The organism is Dyella caseinilytica (assembly GCF_016865235.1).
In the GTDB taxonomy this organism is placed as follows: Bacteria; Pseudomonadota; Gammaproteobacteria; order Xanthomonadales; family Rhodanobacteraceae; genus Dyella_B; species Dyella_B caseinilytica.
This window is the reverse complement of the sequence record NZ_CP064030.1, coordinates 596,009-618,504: the sequence shown is the minus strand read 5'-3', so window position 1 is coordinate 618,504 and position 22,496 is coordinate 596,009. Positions and strand designations below refer to the sequence as shown.

14 protein-coding genes are annotated in these 22,496 nt (G+C 60.1%); 5 read left to right on the top strand and 9 right to left on the bottom strand.

Features of this window, described 5'->3' with window-relative positions; all coding sequences use genetic code 11:
* Positions 1 to 112 precede the first annotated feature (112 nt).
* Positions 113 to 991 (top strand): LysR family transcriptional regulator, encoded by an 879-nt coding sequence (locus ISN74_RS02620; RefSeq protein ID WP_229678960.1) that lies wholly within the window; start codon positions 113 to 115, stop codon positions 989 to 991.
* Between the two features lie 11 nt (positions 992 to 1,002).
* Here the strand turns inward: ISN74_RS02620 and ISN74_RS02615 are convergent, their stop codons facing one another.
* Complete coding sequence (locus ISN74_RS02615) at positions 1,003 to 1,671, bottom strand: peroxiredoxin-like family protein (protein WP_188797133.1); 669 nt, start codon at positions 1,669 to 1,671, stop codon at positions 1,003 to 1,005.
* 301 nt (positions 1,672 to 1,972) lie between these two features.
* Between ISN74_RS02615 and ISN74_RS02610 the strand changes: the two genes are divergently transcribed.
* Positions 1,973 to 2,722 carry an SDR family NAD(P)-dependent oxidoreductase gene (locus ISN74_RS02610; protein WP_188797131.1) on the top strand — a complete coding sequence of 250 codons (750 nt, stop codon included), beginning with the start codon at positions 1,973 to 1,975 and terminating at the stop codon, positions 2,720 to 2,722.
* Between the two features lie 76 nt (positions 2,723 to 2,798).
* The gene (locus tag ISN74_RS02605) at positions 2,799 to 3,377 is read left to right on the top strand and encodes a carboxymuconolactone decarboxylase family protein (protein ID WP_188797129.1); all 579 of its coding nucleotides are present in this window, start codon (positions 2,799 to 2,801) and stop codon (positions 3,375 to 3,377) included.
* Positions 3,378 to 3,439: 62 nt separating this feature from the next.
* Here the strand turns inward: ISN74_RS02605 and ISN74_RS02600 are convergent, their stop codons facing one another.
* The 8 genes from ISN74_RS02600 to ISN74_RS02565 form a co-directional block, all read right to left on the bottom strand.
* Positions 3,440 to 4,345, bottom strand: a complete 906-nt coding sequence (locus tag ISN74_RS02600) for an SDR family oxidoreductase (RefSeq protein ID WP_229678958.1) — start codon at positions 4,343 to 4,345, stop codon at positions 3,440 to 3,442.
* A 237-nt stretch (positions 4,346 to 4,582) separates the two neighbouring features.
* Positions 4,583 to 5,260: an ABC transporter permease subunit gene (locus ISN74_RS02595; protein WP_203546689.1), complete on the bottom strand. Its 678-nt coding sequence runs from the start codon at positions 5,258 to 5,260 to the stop codon at positions 4,583 to 4,585.
* An 86-nt stretch (positions 5,261 to 5,346) separates the two neighbouring features.
* A complete protein-coding gene (locus ISN74_RS02590) occupies positions 5,347 to 6,093 on the bottom strand; it encodes a hypothetical protein (protein ID WP_188797125.1) in 747 nt (248 codons plus the stop codon).
* Positions 6,093 to 6,986 (bottom strand): ABC transporter ATP-binding protein, encoded by an 894-nt coding sequence (locus tag ISN74_RS02585; RefSeq protein ID WP_188797123.1) that lies wholly within the window; start codon positions 6,984 to 6,986, stop codon positions 6,093 to 6,095. The genes ISN74_RS02590 and ISN74_RS02585 overlap by 1 nt, the downstream gene beginning before the upstream one ends.
* A 40-nt stretch (positions 6,987 to 7,026) precedes the next feature.
* Positions 7,027 to 7,434 carry a hypothetical protein gene (locus ISN74_RS02580; RefSeq protein WP_188797121.1) on the bottom strand — a complete coding sequence of 136 codons (408 nt, stop codon included), beginning with the start codon at positions 7,432 to 7,434 and terminating at the stop codon, positions 7,027 to 7,029.
* Complete coding sequence (locus tag ISN74_RS21315; protein ID WP_188799465.1) at positions 7,404 to 7,709, bottom strand: PadR family transcriptional regulator; 306 nt, start codon at positions 7,707 to 7,709, stop codon at positions 7,404 to 7,406. The genes ISN74_RS02580 and ISN74_RS21315 overlap by 31 nt, the downstream gene beginning before the upstream one ends.
* Positions 7,710 to 8,054: 345 nt before the next feature.
* On the bottom strand, positions 8,055 to 9,974 hold the full coding sequence (locus ISN74_RS02570) for a sensor histidine kinase (RefSeq protein WP_188797119.1): 1,920 nt from the start codon (positions 9,972 to 9,974) through the stop codon (positions 8,055 to 8,057).
* A gap of 58 nt (positions 9,975 to 10,032) precedes the next feature.
* A complete protein-coding gene (locus tag ISN74_RS02565) occupies positions 10,033 to 10,728 on the bottom strand; it encodes a response regulator (protein WP_188797118.1) in 696 nt (231 codons plus the stop codon).
* A gap of 253 nt (positions 10,729 to 10,981) precedes the next feature.
* Between ISN74_RS02565 and ISN74_RS02560 the strand changes: the two genes are divergently transcribed.
* Together ISN74_RS02560 and ISN74_RS02555 are read left to right on the top strand one after the other, a co-directional pair.
* Complete coding sequence (locus tag ISN74_RS02560; RefSeq protein ID WP_188797116.1) at positions 10,982 to 11,797, top strand: sulfotransferase family protein; 816 nt, start codon at positions 10,982 to 10,984, stop codon at positions 11,795 to 11,797.
* Positions 11,798 to 11,878: 81 nt separating this feature from the next.
* Entirely contained in the window at positions 11,879 to 22,402 is a 10,524-nt protein-coding gene (locus ISN74_RS02555) for an autotransporter-associated beta strand repeat-containing protein (RefSeq protein ID WP_188797114.1), read from the top strand.
* The last annotated feature ends 94 nt before the right edge of the window (positions 22,403 to 22,496 follow it).

Sequence of the window (22,496 nt, the reverse complement as noted above, 5' to 3'; positions counted from 1 at the left end):
CCATGGCATCGACACGGATATATCCGTTTTCAATCGCAAGGCAGCGCTCAAAAGGTTGATGTCGCCCACATCCCTCTGCACGAGAACGAGGACTATGGACCGATTCGCAGTCATGGAAACCTTTATCTGTGTGGTGGAGACGGGCTCATTCTCGGCGGCGGCAAGACGTCTGAACGTCGGTCAGCCGGCGGTCTCCAAATCCATTGCACAGCTTGAGGACCATCTTGGCGTACGCCTTCTGCTGCGGTCGACGCGCGGACTCACGCCTACCGAGGCCGGGCAGCATTACTACGAGCGCGCCAAGCTCTCCATCGAGGAAGCCAACGGAGCCGAACTGGTCGCACGCGGAGCCGGTAAGGGGCTTTCGGGCAAGTTGCGTATATGCGGCGCCGTCACCTTCGCCCGCCTGCACGTGGTGCCGCAGCTCAAAACGTTTCTCGAGGCGCATCCCGATCTGAACATCGACATCGTGCTGGACGACCGGCAGATCGACTTGCTGGAGCATGGCATTGACGTGGCCCTGCGCATGGGCACATTGGCCGATTCGAACATGACTGCTCGTCGCCTGGCGCAGTCACAGCGCTTTGTTCTCGCCACACCTGCGTATCTGAAGATGCATGGCGAACCGAAAACACCGGCGGATCTCGCCCAGCATCAGGCGATCGTCTACAACCCCGGCAACAGTCAGGCCGCCTGGAATTTCCGGCGTGGTGAAACGGAAGTTTCTGTAGCCGTTTCCGGCCGCTTGCAGGTCACCGCAGCGGAGGGCGTGCGCGCAGCGGTGCTGGCGGATATGGGCATCGCCATTGCTTCGGAATGGATGTTTGCCGAAGAAATAAAAAAGGGCGCGGTGAAGATATTGCTCGCGGGCTGGGAGCTTCCCGTCATCGATCTATGGGCGGTGTTCCCCACCGGGCGCATGGTCAGTGCCAAGGCGCGCACATTTGCTGATTTCGTCGAGGCGATACTGAAAGATACCGCCTCGACATAAGCGGTGAAGCACTATGCAACGCTGTATGGCCTCAACACTGGCAACAGCTCTTCCGGCTCCGGACGATGGGTATAGTCCGGATTCACTTCGGCATACGCGATAGTGCCGTTCGACGCGATCACGTAGCGGGCTGGAATAGGCAAGGTCCAGCTATCATCGCCATTGAATGCCGGCAGATGGTTCTTCAGCCGCTTGTACAGCTCAACCAAATAATTCGGCAATGCGTAGCGAATACCGAACGCAGCGGCGACCTCATTGTGCGTATCGCTGAGAATCGGAAACGTCAGATGATTGTTGCGCATGGACTTGAGGCTGTTCGCCGCGATCTGCGGTGATATCGCCACGAGGTTGGCACCGGCCTCGCGAATGGCAGGCAGCGCAGCTTCCAGCGCCTGCAATTCGAAATTGCAGTAAGGACACCACACACCGCGATAGAAGCTGATGACGAGCGGCCCTTGCGCGAGCAATTCGCGTGAGGAAACGGGCTGGCCATGTGCGTCATTCAAGACGAAATGAGGCGCCCTTTCGCCAGCTTTCAGCGCGCGGGTGGCTTGGCCGGAGGCGATCAACTCCTGCGTCGCGCGCTCCATGATGGGATGAATGTCAGGCGGCGCGTTATACGGCGGTTTGCCCGCGCGAAAATCCGCCTTGAAGGCATCGAGAGTGGCTTGCAGAGACATGGCTTAGGCACCTTTTTTGAGTTCGGGGGCATCCATCTTCGTGATGGGTTACCGAAGGCGGAACCCGTGACGTATGCATATCTGCCATTCCTGTGGGGAATTCCCGGCGCATATCCGATCCCTGGACATCCGAATGCCGCCCGGTGGCTTCCACGAGGACGGGATAAGGCAAGAGAACAGCCAGCCAAGCATCCCCATTCCCTTCGGGACTAATTGGTATTCCCCGCTGCTTTCTAGTTGAAGCGCAACGACTCGGCCAAAGTGCGTTCCGTCCCCTTTCCTACTTTGACGGAGTCACAACATGAACACCAAAGTCGTCCTGATCACAGGTGCCCTCGCAGGTATTGGCCGTGCCACCGCCATAGCATTCGCCAAAGAAGGCGCCCATCTGGTCGTGAGCGGCCGTCGTGAAGAGGCCGGTCATGCACTTGCCGATGAATTGCGCGCCCTCGGTGCAGATGCCGAATTCGTTCGGGCCGATGTGCGCTTTGAAACCGATGTGCAGCATCTCATCGAGCGCACAATCAAACGTTTTGGCCGCATCGACGTTGCCGTGAATAACGCTGGTACCGAAGGTGAACTCGGCCCAGTCGTGGACCAAACCCCCGAGGCATACGAAAACACCTTTTCCACCAACGTGCTTGGCACCTTGCTGTCGCTCAAGCACGAAATGCGCGTCATGCTGCCACAGGGCTCCGGCTCCATCATCAACCTCTCATCCATCGCCGGTCAGGTGGGTATTCCTGGTGCTTCGATCTACGCGGCCAGCAAGCACGCGGTCGAAGGTCTCACCAAAAGTGTCGCGCTCGAAGGCGCCGCAGCAGGCGTACGTGTGAATGCGGTGGCACCCGGCCCCGTCGCCACAGAGATGCTGGATCGATTTTCCGGTGGCAATGAGGAGGCGAAAGCCAATTTTCTCAGCTCCATGCCAGCCAAGCGTGCCGCAACGGTCGACGAAATCGCCCAGACCATTCTTTTCCTCGCCAGCGATAAGGCCCGCTATCTCACCGGCCAAAGCATTGCCGTGGATGGCGGCTATACGGCGCAGTGAAGCGCCCCGTTTTGCAGTACCGAAAACAACACTCACCCTCTTTCAGTACCCATCTGCACATCCAAGGAGAAGTCTCATGACTATCAATGCATTCCAGGTTCATGACGTCGCGACAGCCCCCGCCGGCTCAGCGGACATTTTGAAAAGCGTCCAGGAAGCATGGGGGTTTGTTCCCAACCTGCATCGTGTTCTCGCTGAAAGCCCCGCGGCCCTTGAGGCCTACGCAACGCTGTGGAGCATTGCCGAAAAGACCAGCTTTACGCCGGTGGAGCGCAACATCGCTTATCTGTCGATCATCTATGAGAATGAGTGCGTCTACTGCATGGCAGGCCACACCAACTTGTCACGGATGGCCAAGGTGGAGGACGAAGCGATTGCTGCCGTGCGCGAGGACCGTCCGATCGCTGATGTCAAGCTGGAAGCCCTTCGCCATTTTGCGGCCTTGGTGACGCGCAACCGCGGCGTTGTGAGCCAGGCCGATGTAGAAGCGTTCAAGGCAGCCGGTTATGACAACCGCTCTGTACTGGATGTACTCGTGCTTGCCGCCACCAAGCTCATCTCCAACTACACCAATCACCTTGCTGAAACGCCGCTCGATGGATTCATGAAGGGTGCCGAATGGAAGGCCCCCGGCAAGCTCAAAGCTGCTGCGTGATGGATCCATTCGAGTGCCCCGCAATCGTTGATCAACGACGGCGGGGCATTCGGCAGAGATTTTCAAGTGGCGGAGATCTGCAACGCTTCGAGATCGGCGATCAACCCAGGGCCAGTCGGTTCCCATCCCAGCTTTTTCCGCGTCTGCGCGCTGGAGGCAGGTACATCGTGCCCGGCAAATCTGGCGAGCCAACCGAAATAGGTGGGAGCCTCTTCCGGAGTGATGGATTTGACCGGCAGTTTCAGGCGTCGACCAAGCGCTTCGGCAATAGCACGTATCGACACACCTTCTTCCGCGACCGCGTGATACTTGGCATTCGGCTCAGCCTTTTCGATCGCCAACCTATAGAGGCGGGCCACGTCGAGAACGTACGCCGACGGCCAGCGGTTGTGCCCATCTCCCATATACGCGCACACGCCCTTTTCGCGATACATCCCGATCAGAGGCGTGATGAGACCTTGCTTTACCGGGTCGTGAACTTGCGGAAGTCGCACCACAGACACATTCACCCCATCCGCCGCGACGGAGACTGCCGTCTCCTCCGTGGCTGCGCGGGGATGCACGTCGCAACCGACAATTGCATTGTCTTCCTCGGCCGGCTGACCCGGCACGGTGTTGGCCAGTCCCGTTCCGGAAGTCACGATCAAAGGTCGGTCAGAGCCGGCGAGCGCCGCGCCTAGCGCCTTGATCACACGGCGATCGTCCTCACAGTTCGCCACGAATGTCGAGAAGTCGTGCTTGAAAGCCAGATGGATGACACCATCGGCTTGAGCCACCCCCTTCTTTAAGCTGTCCGCGTCATCGATGGACCCGTGATAGACCTCAGCACCCGCAGCCGCCAGAGCTGCCGCCTTGTCGTTCGAACGACAAAGGCCAAGCACTTGATGACCAGCCGCGATCAAGTCCTTGACGACGGCCGAGCCGATGAATCCAGTGGCACCAGTAACAAACACGCGCATGAGCAACATCTCCAGGTTTCGCTGGAGCAAAATGTGGTCGTGCGAGCCTTATTAGTAAAGTAGTGAATTTATAATAGTAAGTGGACTAACAGGATGCGCGGGCATTTGGCCAGCGAGACCGTCTGCTTGCACAAATCACTTACCGGGAATCGGCTTCTTGCTGGAGTGGGACGCTAAAGCTGCTTGATACTCAATCTCGCACAGACGTCGTGCGCGCATTTAGCGCTTCGTACAGCACATCCATCGTTATGGATAGTCCCGGCGCTTGGTGATTTGAACAGCCGTAGCGATTAACAGGCCTGCAATAGCCAGCATTGAAGCGAGTAGCGTCCAAGGTGGCGTTCCCACCAAGAGCGCGTGAGGCCCATCGAAATACGGCATCGCCATGCCGCTCATGATGTGGTGGATATTCAGCGGGAGCCGGTTCAACGGAGGAAAGAGCGTCGCGATGGGATAGAAAATCATGAAGACGAACGAAACGGCCAGCGCTGCATATTCGCTGCCGAACAGCGTCGACGCCAGGAAAGCTACGGCGAAGAACACCGCGCCACTGACGAACCACAACAAACCAAAGCGAGTCATCTGTTCCAGAGGATACGAAACGTGTGTCAACGGCGAGCACACCGTCAGCAACAGCAAAGGTAGCGCCGACAGCACCGCAACCAGCACCAAGCCGAGCAGCGCCTGTGCCGACACCAGCTGCGCGCGGCTCACGGGGAGCGCCAAAGTGAATCCGACGGTTCGGTGCAAGCGCTCGCGCTGCAGGCCGCCCAGTGCAAGCACCATGACCATAATGGCGAACAAACCACGCCCCTTTCCGGCATACACCAGCTCATAGATGTAGCCGATATAGCGGTCGCCGATAAACAATCCATCCGGCACGATCACCTTCATCAGGCTGTCGCGGCAGAACACGCCGAACACGCAGAGCGCTGACAATAGCGCGGCGCTGATCAGGAATCGTCCGCGGCTCTCACACCACGCTTTGTACAGTAATGGAACCATGGCATTCATGAAAAATCCCTGCGTGCCATGACTGCACTCGCCGCCCCCACCAGACACAGCGCCACCAGAGCGTATACGCCCAACGGCAACCAAGGTAACGGAGCTGCGATGGTGGCCAGTGATGCCCCTCCATGAATGGTCGAAAGCCGCTCGCCATGCATGGTCTCGAGCAAATTGAATGCCGGTTGGTGTTCGAACAACGGCAGCCTGGCAACCATCGAGCAAGCGGTCAGCCCTGCCACGGAAGCGATCGCCGGTGAGTAGGCTCCCGGCAAAACGACGGAAAAGAAAAACGTCAGCGCAAAAACCACCATGCCGCAGCCAGCCCACAACACACTGAACTGCAAAGCACGCGGGAGCGGATAAGCTTCTCCGACGAAGGGGGACAACAGCGGAATCAGCAGCGCCGGCAGCAATGCCAATATCGCAACCTGTGCACATCCCACTGCGGCTCTGACGGCGCTCAGCCGCCATCGGCTCATCGGCAATGACAGCGTAAATCCCGCTGTGCCCTGAGCACGTTCCTGTAATACGCCACCGAGTCCAAGCACGATTACGAGCAAGATATATAGATCCAGCACATTGGCCTTATAGACCGCGCTCCAAATGTAGTGCGCATAACTCATCGGCTCATCGGCATGCGCACGCACTTGCTGCCGCAACACCACCACGGCGCCGCACATCCACAGCAACGCCACGGCACTGATGACAAAACGGATCTGGCTCTCCCGCCACATCTTGTACCAGAGCATCAGGACGCTTCCCTGACGATGTCGAGAAAGACATCGCGCAAATTCACCGGCGTCACCTGCACGACGGCATCGAGCGACCGTGCATGGGCCACGATGCCCTCGACATTGGAGCTGGCGAGTACCCAGGCCTGACGTCCTTTGACCCGAGTGCGTTCTATACCGACGAGATCGAACGCCGGCATCGCGCTTTGCGTGGAAAATTCCAAGGTGATGTTGCAATAGTTGTTCAGCAAGTCACTGAGCAGAGTGTCCATGACCAGCTGTCCCTTATCGATCATCAACACACGATCGGCAATCTGTTCCACCTCGCTCAAATGATGCGAGGAAAAGAAGATGCTGGTGCCTGCGGCACGCACTTCCTGCAATGTCTGCAGCAGCTCTTCGATGGATACCGGATCGAGTCCTTCCGTGGGCTCATCGAGAATGATGAGCTCGGGCCGCCGCGCCAGCGCCAGCAGCAGTGCCAACTTGGTGCGCATGCCCTTGGAAATGGCCTTGACCTTGCGCCCGAGCGGCAACTGGTATTCCCTGATCAGGCTCGCCTCGATGTCTGGCTGCCAATCCGGATAGAAAGAGCGTGTGAAACGAATGAGATCGGCGACGGTCATGTAACCGTACAAACCTTTGTCTTCGCCCACATACGCGATGCGCCGACGAATCTCCACACTCTGTGCGGGATCGGCGATGTCGTATCCCAACACTCGGCCCGTACCGGATGTGGGTCGGATCATGCCGAGCAACATCTTGATCGTGGTGCTCTTGCCGGCGCCGTTGCGCCCGAGAAATCCCGTAATACGCTCGCGCTCCACTGTCAGGCTCAGGTCGCGCACCGCCTCGACTGTGCCGTAACGCTTGGTGAGGCTGTGAGTTTCAACGACCAGTTCGTGACTCATGTTTCCGGAAGCCCACCATGTTTGATCATCGATAAATCAGTTATTGAACGGTTCCAATGTGGCGCGTAACGGTCGTTCCGACACGGTGAAAAACAGTTATCAGGATGCGCTCTCGCTGATAGGGCTTTTGTATGGTGTATACGCCAACCATGCCAATGACCGACGCAGCACTCAGCCCGATGAACACTTTCAGCATTCTTCGGGCCGTAAACGGCCTCATCAGTTCGAAGGATGCTCTTTCTCTGATCGCAAATAACGTGCACCCAAGCATCCAACACCATGCCGCCCGGCGCGATCCAACATAAGCCATCTCGTTGAGCATGGCTCTGGCCCAATCTTTACGATGCGGCGGCAATATCCAAGTCGCGAATCGAACCGCGGCAGTCAAGATTGCGGATTTCACATCGCCGTTGGCCATCAAACTCGCCCCGGCGACAACGATCGCCATTTCGCGCCACTTGGCCGCGAGTGCTCGATGGCGTAGACCGCCCCTTCGGCAGTGAGACGATATAACTTTCTAGGCGGACGACCTTGATGCGGAGACGGCTCCCACTTGGATTCAACCATGCCTCTATCACTCAACCGCATGAGAATGGGATAAAGCGTTCCTGAGGGAAGTCCGGTCTGCTCGGACAAGTCATACCCGTGCTGCCATTGAGCACGCTGCGACAGCAGTGCCACCAGAAGCTTCCTGGTTTGCGTTGAGGGGGCTCTGAACTGCATCATGCACTAAGTCTACATATGTCGATATATCAAAGCAAACGGTGGCCTCGGGGTGTAAACACACAAAATCGATGCGCCTGACGGCTGAACTGAATCACGTAGCGAAGTCCACCGGCGGCAAGCAGTTGAAAAAGAAAAAGCCCTCGCAACGAGGGCTCTTTCAAATTTTTCTCTACGCTTTGAGAGATATGTCCTAGAACGGTTCTTACCACCTGAGAGCCCATCAAACCGGAGACAAATCCAGCGTTTAGGCCAAACTAGCACCGAGGAAACTTACAACAAGTGGCTAGATTGTTGCGTTTTCCCAATCAAATACTCTAAAACGCAACGAAGCAATGTGTGCCCTCACGTCGACACCAAATCCCCACGTTGCAGCGGCAACCACAATGTAAATCGCGTGCCGGTTTCTCCCGACACCCACGCAACCCGCCCATCAATAGCCTGCGCACGGCGCTGTTGATTCTGCAAACCGCGTCCGCCGCCTCGCCAAAGAGTGGCTGCTACATCGAAGCCCTGGCCGTTATCGTCAATGACCACTTGCACGCCAGTACCGTCGACAGCAGTGGCTACCCGAATGGCAGTGGCGCGCGTGTGACGCAATATGTTGGCCACGCTTTCCTGGACAATGCGAAGGATGTTCAGCGCGCTCGACGGGTCCAGCCAGTCCAGCGCGGGCAACTCCTTCACGTCCCAGATCAACGCGACGTTGGCGCTTTCCATGCGCGGCTCTAATCGGAAGCGCAATGTGGCCAACAACAGCAGGAGATCCGCTTCGACAGGCTCCATGGAGTCGATCGCCAGCTTCAGATCATCCATGCAGTCTTTGAGTAGTTGCGACACTTCGGTATCGCGCATGCGTCCCTGCTCTACCGAGCGAATGGCGCTGATCAGGGTGGAACCGAGGCCGTCATGCATATCCTGCATCAGGCGCTGGCGTTCGTCGCTCAGCAACTGGCGTTGCTCGATCTCGCGTAGCCGCTGATGACTTTGTTCCAGTTCGGCCTCACGCAAGCGCAAGCGTTCCGCGAGACTGGCGTTGACCTGCTCCACCTCTTCGATGGCGTTCACGTAGCGCCGATACATCAACAAGCCAAAGAAGATGAAGGTGACGCCATTGGTGTAAGCACCAAGGAACCAGCCTTCCGGACTGGCGACATTGTTGTGCATCGCCCAGTCTGATATGCCGAGCAGAACGCAGATGGCGAGTCCGACGACCATTAGCCGTCCTTCCTGCGATGAACGCCAGGTACAGATGCCGCCCACGATGCCGACGACCATCGCCATCAGCAGTTCCACCGCGTAGAACATCGCCAGCAGGGGCGCGGTGTTGGGCAAGGCCCATGGCAGCGGCAAGCTTGCAACGCCAATCAACAGCGACGCCGCAATCATGCCGCGACCAAGCCAGCGCAACGGACGGCCGTGCAACAGCCGCAGGAAGAAATGCACCGTCGTAAGCAACCAGCAAAAGGAATTGAGCACGACCCAGCCGAACCAATCGTGGGCAATCGGCAAATCCACGTAGTAGTGCAGGTGTGCGGCAAAGGCGATGGCGGATAGATTGAAGAACAACAAGTAACCCGGATCATGGCGGCGCCTCAACCACACAAACAGGCCAAAAATGCCGACCGCCAGAAACGCCGCGTTCAACATGCCCGGCAATCCTTGCTGCAACCATCGCCGGATCTGATAGCGGCCGCGCAAAGCATCCGCCGGCCCGAGCCATAGCGAGGACACTGCCACCGCGTAGGACGGTGTACGTTCAAGCCTGATCAAAATTTCCCGTACCGGTGCATCGTTGATGCCAGGCTCCAGCGATACCCATAGTGGCGTGAACAGGCTGTTCCATTGCTGGCCGCGTTGCTGCGCCCGATACATCAACTTGCCGTTGATATAGATGGCGATGGGGCCGTCGGTTTTAAGGCGCGCGCCATATAACACCCTCGATTCCGCAACCGACTGCGCTCCATCCACATCGAGCCTGACCCATGTGATGACGGCTGCAGGAGTGGCCAGCGCCTTGGCGGACGGATGCAGGGACAACGGCAACGCCGCGGCATGCCACGTCTGCGGCAAGCTGCGGCTGTCCAACGAAGCCGGTGGCGCACTGAAGCCGGGTGTTTCCACTTCCTGCCAGCGGGCCTGCGTCAGGTGCAGGCATTCGCCAGATCGCTGGATGCCGCTTACCGCCAGCGAGAGGAAGACGCTCAGGGCAGCCAGCAACGCCACCGAGAAAACGAGTGCGGCGATGGCGGGAAGGTTTTTCAAAAGACGAAGGGGCGTCTTTTCGCTCGCCGCTTCCCCTGATGTCGATGCTCGAACCGAATTAGCCGTCCAGAATCCCCTGATTCCTGGCTTCATAAATCGCTTCCGCCTTGGATGTTACGTTCAACTTGCTGTAGATGCGCCGCACAAAGCTTCGCACGGTGAAAGGCGACAACGACATCAACCTGGCGATTTCATTAGCCGTAAAACCTTTGGTGATGAGTTCAAGCACTTCTTTCTCGCGAGCGGACAGAAGTTGCGGCGTTTCGTCCGGCGCGATCGGTGGACTTGCGCCCCCTACCCCGATCTGCCGAAACCGTGCAAGCACCTGTCGCGCAATGATAGGGCTGATCGGGCTGCCGCCGCTGGCCAGGTTGCGAATTTCATCGACGATTTTTGCGGGGGAGCTGTCCTTCAGCAGATAACCCGATGCTCCGGCCTCGATCGAACGGATGACATGGGTCTCGTCGCCGAAGTTGGTGGCGACCATGACGCTGCAGCTGGTCCATTGCTGCACGGCGGCTTTGATGACATCAATGCCGGAGCCATCCGGCAAACCCAGATCCACAAGCAGCACATCAGTCGGCGCACCCTGCAGCAGTTTCAGACCTTCGGCGCGCGTGCCAGCGATGCCGGCCAGCCGGATATCTTGCGCACCCTCGATCGCCTCGGTCAGGGCGCGCCTGAAACCGAGGTCGTCCTCCACGATGGCTACGTGGATCAAGGGTGCCGTCTGGCCGGCGGCCGGTGATTCCATGAAAAGTCCAGGATTCCAAAAGAACGTGATTTTGCAACGCGATAGGCAAGGGCGCGTGTAGCGTCTTTGTTCTACAGACAGCTTAGCGCGCTGTCCTCACGATACGCAGCCATGGCCGAGCGCTCCCACTTTGCGCTCCCATTTTTGCAGGGGCAACTCATGAACCGCGTCGACCGTCTGGTCCGGAATGCCTTGCTGCAAGGGTGGGTAGCCGTCACCGACTAACGCTCTACCGCTATCCACGGGGGGACACATGGATCGCCGCATCCACTTCATCTCGGGCCTGCCCAGGTCCGGGTCTACGCTGCTGTCGGCCATATTGAGCCAAAACCCGCGCCTTCACGCGAGCATGAGCAGCCCGGTCGCCGGCATGTTCACCACCATGCTCGGCGAGCTGAGCGAGCGTAACGAATTCTCGGTTTTCATCAACGATGCGCAACGCAAGCGCGTCCTGCGCGGGCTATTCGCCAATTACTACGACGGCGAGGTTGGTGCCGAAGTGGTGTTCGACACCAGCCGGGCGTGGTGCACGCGGCTTCCTGCACTAAAAAACCTGTTTCCCGATGCACGCGTCATCGCCTGCGTGCGGGATACCGCCTGGATCGTCGACAGCATCGAACGGCTGATCCGCAGCAACACCTTCCAGCCTTCCTCGATTTTCAACTATCAGACCGGCGGCACGGTGTATTCGCGCACCGAAGCACTCGTCAATGGTGATGGCATGGTCGGCTATGCCTACAACGCGCTGAAAGAAGCGTACTTCAGTGAAGACACCAGCAACCTGATGCTGCTGCAGTACGACACGCTGGTAAACGATTCAGCGCGTGCACTAGCCGCGGTGTACGACTTCATCGGCGAGCCTCTCTACGCGCACGACTTCGAGCACGTCAGCTTTGACGACAGGGGCTTCGACAAACGCGCCGGCACGCCGGGTTTGCATCACGTGCGTCCGCGTGTCGGCGCGACCGCGCGACAAACCATTTTGCCGCCGGACGTGTTCCGCCGCTTCGAGAACGATCCGTTCTGGCGCGATCCGCAGCTCAATCCGCGTGGCGTTCGCATCGTTTGAAGCCAAACGCCCGCACAGCACATCAACAAACCAGCAAACGACGCACCGATCCGCGTCGCCATCCATGACAGGGGCAACACCGTGAACCACATCTACCGTTTGGTCTGGAACCGTGCCCTGGGCACCGTGCAGGTGGCCTCCGAACTCGCACACGCACCGCGCGGCGGCGCACAAAGCACGTCGGACACCCCACTACCGCGCAACCGCGCGCTGGCGATGGCCTGCGCCGCGGCATTAGGCCTGGTACTGTCGTTCACACCGGTCCTGGCAGCCGCCAACTGCACTCTCATCGCTTCGGTGACCGGCACGGCCGGAACGGCGGGTAGCGCTGGCACCAACAGTCTCAATGGCGGCAAAGGGGGCGATGGCACCAACGGTGGCGACGCTGCGGCGGCCGGCTCCAGCCAGGCGCTTTGCATCAGTACCGGCAGCCAGGTCGTGGGCGGCATTGGCGGCACTGCGGGCGTTGGTGGCGACGGCTCGGGGACCGCTGGAGGAGGCCCTGGCATTGGTGGCAACGGGGGCAACGGGGGCAACGGTGGCTATGGCATCCGTGGCACAGGAGCCTTCCAGCTCGGCAATGACGGGAGCATCACCGGCGGAGCGGGTGGCAACGGTGGCGGTGGCGGCGAAGGTGTACACGGCTACAGCGGGAATGGTGGTAACGGCGGTGCGGGCGGTACGGCGCTGAGTGGCACCGGCTTCACTCTGACCACCACCGGCACCATTACCGGTGGTGCGGGCGGCATGGGTGGTCATGCCGGTTTCCACGACCCCCATTGGGGTAATGCAGGCACGGGGGGGCAAGGCGGCGCGGCCATCAACAGCACCGGCACCAGCAATATCTTCAATAGCGGCAGCATCGTCGGCGGCGCGGGTGGCCTAGGCGGCGAGGGGTACAACGGCATTGGTCTTGGCGGCACCGGCGGTGCAGGCGTTACCGGCAGCGGCTTCGTGTTCTACAACGCGGGCAGCATTGCCGGCGGCGCGGGTGGCAGAGGCGGCTACGCCTTTGTAAACGGAACGTCCGGCAACGGTGGCACAGGCGGCGCGGGTATTTTGGGCAGCAACCTGGCGATCACCAACGTCGGCAGCATCAGTGGCGGCCAGGCAGGCGCGGCCGGCAACAGTGCCAACCAAAAGACGCCAGGTGAGCCTGGCACCAGCGGCGATGCGGTGCATTTCACAGGTGGCAGCAACACGCTCACGCTCCTAAGCGGATCGGTATTGAACGGCGCGGTGGAGATCGACAGCGGCAGCACCGCCAACATCGACGCTAACGCTGCCGGGCTGGATCTCACCGGTGGCACGCTCGGCAGCAACGCTTTGATCGTCAATGGCGCTGCCAATGTCTACGTAAATACGCCCACCTTCACCATCTCGGGAAACATCAGCGGCAGCGGCACACTCACTATTGCGGACACCGGAAACGCGATCACGCTGGGCGCGGTGAACATCGGTGCGTTGAACAGCAACGTATCGACAACACTCGACAACAACGTCACCAGTAACGGTGGTGGCCAGAATTTCAACAATGCAGTTAGCATAACCAACAATGTAACGCTCAGCGACAACCAGAACGGCAACATCGGTTTCGGCTCGACGATCGATGGTTCGTATGATCTGACGATCTCGACCGCCGGCATGAGCACTTTCGAAGGGGCGGTAGGCAGCACGGCAGCGCTGAACAACATCACCGTCACAAGCGGCGGCATCGATTTGAACCAGTCATGGAACATCAGCGGCACCGCCACGCTGACCAGCTCCGGCGAAATTGCCGAAGCGTCCAACGCCGCGCTATCCGCCAACCTGCTCTCTGGCAGCTCGACGGGCAGTACAACACTCGACACCAACACCAACGCCATTCAGCAGATCGGTTCGTTTTCCGCCAATGGCTTCAGTCTCGTCAATGGTCAGAATCTGGCCGTCATCAATGATTCCACGCTCGATGGCGGTGCGGGCGGCGTGTCGCTTTCAACCACCGGCGGCAACATTTCCGTCAATCAAGGTGCCACGGTCACCGGCGCCAACATCACGCTTTCGCCCAATGGCTTCACCGATCTGTTCGGCACGCTGAGTTCGTCGGGCACCATCACCTCGAACAGCTTGTTGCAGGTCGAAACGGGCAGCGCGATCGTCGGCAATCTTGCCAACATCGGTGGGATTTCCTTCGTCAATAGCACCAGCATCCCGCTGGCCGGTGTCATCTCCGGCGGTGGCGACGTGACCTTGCAAAGCGGCAGCAACGTCGCGTTCCAGGGCGTCAACACATATACCGGCGCCACCGTGCTCAACGGCGGCAATCTCGTGCTGTCGGGCAGCGGCAGCATCGCCATGTCCAACTCGGTGCTGGTCGGCAGTTCGAGCACACTGGATATCTCCGGCACCGATAGCGGCGCGTCGATCACCACACTCGCCGGCGGCGGCAATGTGATGCTCGGCGGCCAGACCCTGACGCTCACCAGTGCCCAGGATGACACCTACCAAGGCATCATGAGCGGCACCGGCAGTTTCGTACTGTTGGGCGGAACGGAGATTTTCGCCGGTGCCAACACCTATACCGGCGGTACGACCATCGACAGCGGCAGCACGCTGCAACTCGGCAGTGGCGGAACCAGCGGTTCGGTCGTCGGCGACATCACCGACAACGGTACACTGGTGTTCAATCGCAGCGATGCCCTTACCTTCGCAGGCACGATCGACGGCAATGGCAACCTGGTGCAACAAGGTAGCGGCACGTTGATTCTCACCGGCGCGGATGCTTACGCTAGCGGCACCACGATCACCGGCGGCACCTTGCAGATCGGCAACGGCGGCACGGCGGGTTCGATCACTGGCGACGTCATCGATAACGGTACGCTGGTCTTTAACCACAGCGATACCGTCACGTTCAGCAATAACCTCACCGGCAGCGGTTCGCTGGTACAACAAGGCAGTGGCACGCTGACCCTAACCGGCAACAATGCCTTCAGCGGCGGCGTGCAAATCAATGCCGGCACCCTGACGTTGGACAGCAATGGCGCACTGGGTACTGGCGCGGTGAGCATGGCATCCGGCACCACGGTGACATTCGCCACGCAGGGACTTTCCGTCGCCAACAACTTCAGCCTGAGTAGCGCAGCGAACTTCGACGTTGCCAACGGCCAAACCGGTACGATCACTGGCGTCATCAGCGACGGCAGTACTGCTGGTCTCTTGCAGAAAACCGATGGCGGCACGCTGGTGCTTGCCGGCGCCAATCTCTACAGCGGCGGCACCACCATCAGCGGCGGCGCCTTGTCGGTATCCAGCGACGGCAACCTCGGTGCCGCCACCGGCGCCGTCACGCTCGACGGCGGTACGCTGCAGATCAACGGTAATACTTATACCGGCACCAACCGCACGATCAACCTCACCAGCAACGGCGGCGTGATCGACATTGCCGATGCAACCAATGCCTTCACTGTGAGTCAGTCGATCAGCAGCAACGGCCACCTTGATGTGTCCGGCGCAGGCACGCTGCTGCTTACCGGTAACGATAGATTCGGTGGCGGCATCACCATCGACAATGGCAGCCTGCAAATCGGCAATGGCGGCAGCAGCGGTGCGATCACGAGCGACATCGTCGATAACGGCACGCTGGTGTTCAACGAAAGCAATGGAGTGCAGTACAGCAATGCCATCTCCGGCAACGGCAACCTGATCCAGCAAGGTGCCGGCACGCTGATTTTATACGGCAGCAACAGCAGCGCTTTCACCGGCACCACCACCGTGGCAAACGGTACGCTGCAGGTGGGTGATTCCCCTGCCAACAACGCTACGCTCGGCGGCAATGTAATCGTGAACACCGGCGCCACGCTCGGCGGCTTCGGCACGATCGGCGGCAACGTCACGGTGCAATCCGGTGGTAACGTGACACCCGGCAGCACGACGGGCACGCTGACGGTGAATGGCAACTTCACTGCCGCGCCAAGCAGTGTGCTGAATCTGTTTCTCGGCGCCCCCGGCGCCAACTTCCAGACCTTCGGCACCGGCACCAACATGCAGGTGAACGGCAACCTCACGCTCAACGGTCTTACGCTCAATGTCACCAACGTCGGCAACCTGGGCGCAGGTATCTACAACGTGTTCATCTATGGTGGAACACTGAACGAAAGCAACGGCGGCATCACGCTAGACAGCACACCCGCCGGTCAAACGGTGGCATTGCAAAACCTCACTGCAAGCAAGCAGATCAACCTGATCGACACCACCGGTCTCACTATGGATGTGTGGAACGCGAACGGCCAAGCCTCCGCGACGCAGATGGGTGGCGGCAGCGGCATCTGGTCCACCACGTCACAAATGTGGACCGACACCAAGGGCGATACGCCGAATGTGGCCATGCAACCGCAACCCGGCTTCGCCGTGTTTGGCGGCACGGCAGGCACGGTAACGGTGGATGACAGCAGTAGTCAGGTCATCGCTACCGGCATGCAGTTTTTTACCAACGGCTATGTATTGAACGGCGATGCGCTGACTTTGATCGCGCAGAGCGGCAGTAATCCAGCCACCATCAACGTGGGCGATGGCACCACCGCCAGTGCCAGCACGACGGCGACCATCAATAACGTACTGATGGGCAACTCCGGCTTGGTCAAGACGGACTACGGCACGCTGATCCTGGCCGGCGTCGACACTTACTCCGGCAATACCGCCATCCAGCAAGGTACATTGGCACTCGCCGGTAGCGGCAGCATCGCCAATACGACTTATGTGGAAGTGGATAGCGGCGCGATCTTCGATATCAGCAATACCGCGCATGGCGCGTCGATTCCCTGGCTGCAGGGCAACGGCACGGTCAGCTTGGGCACCCAGACCCTGACGTTGACCAGCGCCGGCAGCTTTGACGGTTTCATCCAGGGAATTGGAGGATTGACCCTCACGAACGGCACTACGCAGCTCACCGGCTCTAACGCATACACCGGAACCACCACCATTGACGCTGGGGCTGAGCTGGACCTGCTCAATAACGGCAGCATCGTCGACTCCACCGTCAACGTGCTTGCCGGAGGCATCTTCAGCCTCACGCTGACCAACACCGGCTCATCGATCGTTTCGCTGCAAGGCAACGGCTACGTGGACACCGGCCTGCCCTCGCAGACGCTGACGCTGGCCAACGCGGCCGACACGTTCAACGGCATCATCGGTGGCTACGGCGCACTCGCTGTGTCGAGCGGCACGGAAACACTCACCGGCGCCAATACCTACACAGGTCTCACGACGATCAATGGTGGCACCCTTGCACTGTCGGGCAACGGCAGCATCGCCGGCTCCTACAGCGTGACGATAAACAGCGGCGGCACTCTCGATATCAGTGCCACCAACGATGGCGCTTCGGTCACTGCGCTGGCGGGCAGCGGCAACGTCAATCTAGGCGCCCAGACGCTTACCGTCACCAACGCCAGCGGCCAGTTCTACGGCAGCATCAACGGCGGCGGCAACCTGACTGTGGATGCCGGCAACCTGCTCCTCTACGGCGCCAATACTTATATCGGCAGCACCACTATCAACGGCGGCGCTTATGTGACGTCCGAGAACGCGCAGGCGCTGACCAGTACCACGGCATTCCAGCTCAACGGCGGCGAGCTGGACGTGATGAGCAGCAGCCTCACCACCTCCGCCGCGATGACGCTGGGCGCCGGCACCAACACCATCGGCGTCGCTGCACCCTACACCGTGCAACTGGATGGCCAGGTCAGCGGCAGCGGCGGCCTCGCTCTCATCGGCCTCGGCGGCGGCAGCCTGATCTTGACTAACGGCAACAACAGCTATCAGGGCGGCACGACCATCAGCAACCAGCTGGGTGGCATAACCACGCTCGAAGTGAAAGCGACCGGGGCATTGGGCAGCGGGGACGTCACGGTGGGCGCATCCAGTGCCCTCGACTTCATCGGCACGAGTGGCAACATCGTCAGTGCAGGTTCCCGCACAATCACCGTCGACAATAGCGGCAACATCAGTTTCGGCAATGACAGTACGCTCGGCTCCGTCACGCTCAACCTGGCAAGCAGTGCACAGGGCACCATCGGTGGCGCTTCCATCGGCGATGCCCAGATCAACAACAGTGGCGAAGTAGTCGTGCAAGACGCCAACGCCGGTCATGCTGTGCTGACCAATGTCGGCAACGGCATATTCGGCTTTTTGGGTAACAACGACATGAGCAGTGCCACGGTGGTTAACAACGCGGGCAGTACAGTGTTTGTCACCGGCATCGCCGGCGATAACAGCGCGCTCTCGATGGGCTCATTGTCCGGCGGTGGTGACGTACTGCTGGGCACTAACTACGACGCCAACAACAATCCTCTTCCGCTGACCTTGACCCTTGGCGGCCTGAACCAGAACGACACCATCGGCGGCGTCATCGATGACAGCGCCATCAACAGCGGAGTAAGCGCCGGCGATAGCGTGACGAAGATCGGTACCGGCACGTTGACCCTGACCGACACCAATACCTACACCGGCGTCACCACTGTCAGCAACGGCACCCTGCAGCTCGGCAACGGCGGCACCACCGGCTCGGTGGCCGGCAATATCGAAGACGACGCCACGCTGGTGTTCAATCACAGCAATGCTGTGAACTATGGCGGTACGCTCTCCGGCAGCGGCGCCATCATCCAGCAGGGTGCCGGAAGCCTGACGCTGGATGGCAACAACAGCGCCTTCAGCGGCACTACCACAGTAGCGAACGGCAGCCTGGTGGTAGGCAGCGTGATTGGCAACGGTGCCACGCTGGGCGGCAACGTGCTGGTGGACAACGGCGCCACGCTGTCCGGTCTCGGCACTATCAGCGGCGACGTGAACGTGCAGTCCGGCGGCATCGTCACACCCGGCAGTGCGTTCGGTGCACTTACCGTCAACGGCAACTTCACTGCCGCGCAGAACAGTGTCCTGAACGAATCGTTCGGCGCGCCCACTGCCAACTTCCACACCTATGGCAGCGGCACCAGCGTTCTTGTGGGCGGCGACCTGACGCTCAACGGTGTCATTCTCAATGTGACCGATGCCGGCGGCATGGGGCCGGGCATCTACAACGTCTTCAGCTACGGCGGCACGCTGAGCGAAAGCAACGGCGGCATCACGCTGGGCAGCACGCCTGCGGGCCAGACGCTGCAGTTGCAGAACCTCGCCAACAGCAAGCAGATCAATCTGATCGACACCAGCGGCCTCATGCTCGATATCTGGAATGCGAATGGCCAGGCCACCAGCAGCCAGATGGGCGGCGGCAGCGGTACCTGGTCGGTCACGTCGCAGATGTGGACCGATGCCAACGCTGATACTCCGAACGTAGTGATCCAGCCGCAGCCGGGCTTCGCCGTGTTCGGCGGCACGCCCGGCACGGTGACGGTGGATAACAGTGCGGGCAATGTCAGCGCTGCCGGCCTGCAGTTCGATGTTGGCGGTTACACGCTCACCGGAGATACGTTGACATTGGTCGGCAGCAACGGCAACGCGCCGGTAATTCGTGTAGGCGATGGCAGCAGTGCCAGCGCCAGCATGACGGCCATCATCGACAACGTAATCACCGGCAGCGATGGATTGGTGAAAAGCGATCTCGGCACGCTGGTGCTCGCCGGCAACAACAGCTACACCGGCGGCACCACGATCAGCGGTGGCACTTTGCAGATTGGCCAAGGTGGCAACACCGGCTGGATCGTCGGCAATGTCGCGAACAATGGCGCACTGGTGTTCGATCGCAGCGATGCCGTCAGCTTCGGCGGCGTGATTTCCGGCAGCGGCTCGCTCAGCCAATCTGGCTCCGGCACGCTGACGCTTACCAGCGCCGAGACCTATACCGGCAGCACCGCGGTCGGCGCCGGCAAGCTGGCCTTGTCGGGCAACGGCAGCATTGCCAATTCCAGCGGCGTAAGCGTAGCCAATGGTGCAACGTTCGATATCAGCGCTGCCACCAGTGGTGCATCGATTGCTTCACTGAATGGCAACGGCAGCGTCAACCTGGGCAACCAGACGCTAGCCCTCACTCAGGCCAACGGCAACTTCAGCGGCGTCATTAGCGGCAGTGGCAGCATCACGCTGGTCAACGGCAACCAGGTGCTGTCCGGTGCCAACACCTATACGGGCGTCACCACCATCGACAGCAGCGCCACGTTGACATTGGCAGGCAGCTTGGCATCGAGCAGCAGCATCGATCACGGCACGCTGGATGTAGCCGCCAGCGCGACGGGGGTGTCCATACGCAACCTCAGCGGTGACGGCGTGGTGGTGCTGGGCAGCATGCTGACCATGGGCGGCGGCAGCTTTGCCGGCACCATCGCGGGCACGGGCGGACTGGTTGTGTCGGGTAGCAACACCACGCTTGCCGGCACCAATACGTACAGTGGCGGCACCACCATCGACAACGGCACGTTGTCAGTCTCCAGCGATGCCAATCTCGGTGCGGCAAACGGCGCGTTGAGCCTCAGCGGCGGCACGCTGAATGTCACCGGCAATACATTCACCGGCACGGCACGCGCGATCACACTGGGCAGCAACGGCGGCACGCTGGATATTGCCGACAGCACCAACACGTTTACCCTCGGCCAGTCGCTCAGCGGCGGCGGTGCGCTGGGCAAGTCCGGCGCAGGCACCGTCGTCCTTACCGGCAACAACAGCTATGACGGCGGCACCACGATCAGCGCAGGCACCTTGCAGATCGGCAACGGCGGTACCGCTGGTGCGGTAACCGGCAATGTCGCCAACAATGGCACGCTGGTCTTCGACCGCAGCGATGCAGTGAGCTTCGAAGGTGTAATTTCCGGCAGCGGATCGCTAACCAAACAGGGCGCCGGCACTCTCACCCTGATGGGTGCAAACAGTTATGCCGGCATCACCATCATCAACGCAGGAACGTTGCAGATAGGTAACGGCAGTACCAGCGGCTCGATCGATGGCAATGTCAACGACAACGCCGCGATGGTGTTCGACCGTGGCGATGCGGTGACTTTCTCCGGCGCGATCGTCGGCAGTGGCTCACTCAGCCAGAACGGTACAGGCACGTTGGTTCTGGATGGCATGAGTAGCGCGTTCACCGGCACCACCACCGTACAGAACGGTACGCTGGAAGTCGGCGATGCTGCGACGCCATCGGCATTCCTTGGCGGCAATGTCGTGGTGAATGGCGGCGCCACGCTGCGCGGCCACGGCATCATCGGTGGCAACGTGAGCAATGCCGGCACGGTGTGGGCCGGTGGCTCGATCGGCACCCTCACCGTGGAAGGCAACTACACACAGACCGCCAACGGCACGCTGGAAGTAGAAGCAACACCAAACGGACAAGCCAGCCTGCTGAGCGTGGGCGGCACCGCCCATCTGGCCGGCAGTGCATTGGTGCTGGCCGACAGCGGCAACTGGCTAGCACGCAGCAGCTACACCATTGTCAGTGCTGTGGGCGGCGTGGCCGGCCAGTTCGCCTCCGCCAACAGCAACTTCACCTTCCTGACGCCAACGCTCAGCTACAGCGCCCACGATGTGACGCTGACGCTGCAACGAAACAACATCAACTTCAATACCGTGGCGCAGACACCCAACCAGTTTGCCGTGGCTACCAGCCTGAATGCGCTCCACTATGGCAATGCCATTTACGATGCGTTGCTGTTGTCGAATGCAGATACTGCGCGCACGGCGCTCAACCAGATCAGCGGTGAAATCCACGCGTCGGTCCGCACCGCAATCATGGATGACGAGCAGGATGTGCGCGACGCGGTCACCGATCACCTGCTCGACTGGACGCAGGATACCGGCGGCCAAACAGGCAAGATGGACAACGGCACCTCCGTATGGACAGCGGCAACCGCCCGCAGCAGTAGTCACCAGGACGATGGCAATGCATCCACGCTCGATGCCAACGGCAGCGGCACGCTGCTGGGTGTGGATACGCCGATCGGCGACGTCGCCCGCGTGGGTGGATTGATCGGCTCAGGCAATCTTTCCGACAGCATCGGCGCACTGGACTCATCGGCTCACACGCACACTCGCCATGCTGGCCTTTACGCCAGCCTGCAGACCGGCAACTTCCATCTGATGGGCGGTGCATTTTACGGCTGGCAAAGCCTGAGCACCGACCGCAACATTGCCTTCAGCGGCGTGAGCGGCGCCACCACTACTCGCTACAACGCCAACACCATGCAAGGCTACCTGGACGGCAGCTATGCATTCACGATGGGCCGCGGCACGCTGGCGCCATTCGTGAACGTGGCAGCACAGCAGCTACATACCGACGCCTTCTCTGAGTCCGGCTCGACGGCGGCGCTCAGTGGTCTTGCGCAAGACAGCACCCAGACTTACGGCACACTGGGTTTGCGTGGCGCCTTGCAGATCGATCCGGAAGGCAGGGTGCAGGCACATGCCAGCCTGGGCTGGCAACATGCATGGGACAATGCGAACGCCACCGCCACCATGCAGCTGATCAGCGGCAGCAATGCGTTCACTGTGCAGGGCGTACCGGTAGCACGCGATGCCACAGCCATCACTGCAGGCTTCCGCTTCCTTGTTACGCCGAACCTTTTATTGGATGCCACCTACAACGGGCAGTTCGCTCACCGTGTCAACGATCAGGCGGCGCATCTAAGCCTTACCTACTCGTTCTGATTTGACGAGTGACAGTCGCATTGCGCCTGCTTCGAAACATACCCATGATCAAATTGCGATCTCGCCAGGCCCTCGCCCACGTTCAAAAACTAAT

What these genes read in the sequence shown, in the direction of transcription:
- ISN74_RS21315 (WP_188799465.1), bottom strand. Translation starts at nt 7,709, where the DNA reads ATGCAGTTCAGAGCCCCCTCAACGCAAACCAGGAAGCTTCTGGTGGCA.
- ISN74_RS02565 (WP_188797118.1), bottom strand. Translation starts at nt 10,728, where the DNA reads ATGGAATCACCGGCCGCCGGCCAGACGGCACCCTTGATCCACGTAGCC.
- ISN74_RS02610 (WP_188797131.1), top strand. Translation starts at nt 1,973, where the DNA reads ATGAACACCAAAGTCGTCCTGATCACAGGTGCCCTCGCAGGTATTGGC.
- ISN74_RS02620 (WP_229678960.1), top strand. Translation starts at nt 113, where the DNA reads ATGGAAACCTTTATCTGTGTGGTGGAGACGGGCTCATTCTCGGCGGCG.
- ISN74_RS02585 (WP_188797123.1), bottom strand. Translation starts at nt 6,986, where the DNA reads ATGAGTCACGAACTGGTCGTTGAAACTCACAGCCTCACCAAGCGTTAC.
- ISN74_RS02560 (WP_188797116.1), top strand. Translation starts at nt 10,982, where the DNA reads ATGGATCGCCGCATCCACTTCATCTCGGGCCTGCCCAGGTCCGGGTCT.
- ISN74_RS02615 (WP_188797133.1), bottom strand. Translation starts at nt 1,671, where the DNA reads ATGTCTCTGCAAGCCACTCTCGATGCCTTCAAGGCGGATTTTCGCGCG.
- ISN74_RS02605 (WP_188797129.1), top strand. Translation starts at nt 2,799, where the DNA reads ATGACTATCAATGCATTCCAGGTTCATGACGTCGCGACAGCCCCCGCC.
- ISN74_RS02580 (WP_188797121.1), bottom strand. Translation starts at nt 7,434, where the DNA reads ATGGCGATCGTTGTCGCCGGGGCGAGTTTGATGGCCAACGGCGATGTG.
- ISN74_RS02600 (WP_229678958.1), bottom strand. Translation starts at nt 4,345, where the DNA reads ATGTTGCTCATGCGCGTGTTTGTTACTGGTGCCACTGGATTCATCGGC.
- ISN74_RS02590 (WP_188797125.1), bottom strand. Translation starts at nt 6,093, where the DNA reads ATGCTCTGGTACAAGATGTGGCGGGAGAGCCAGATCCGTTTTGTCATC.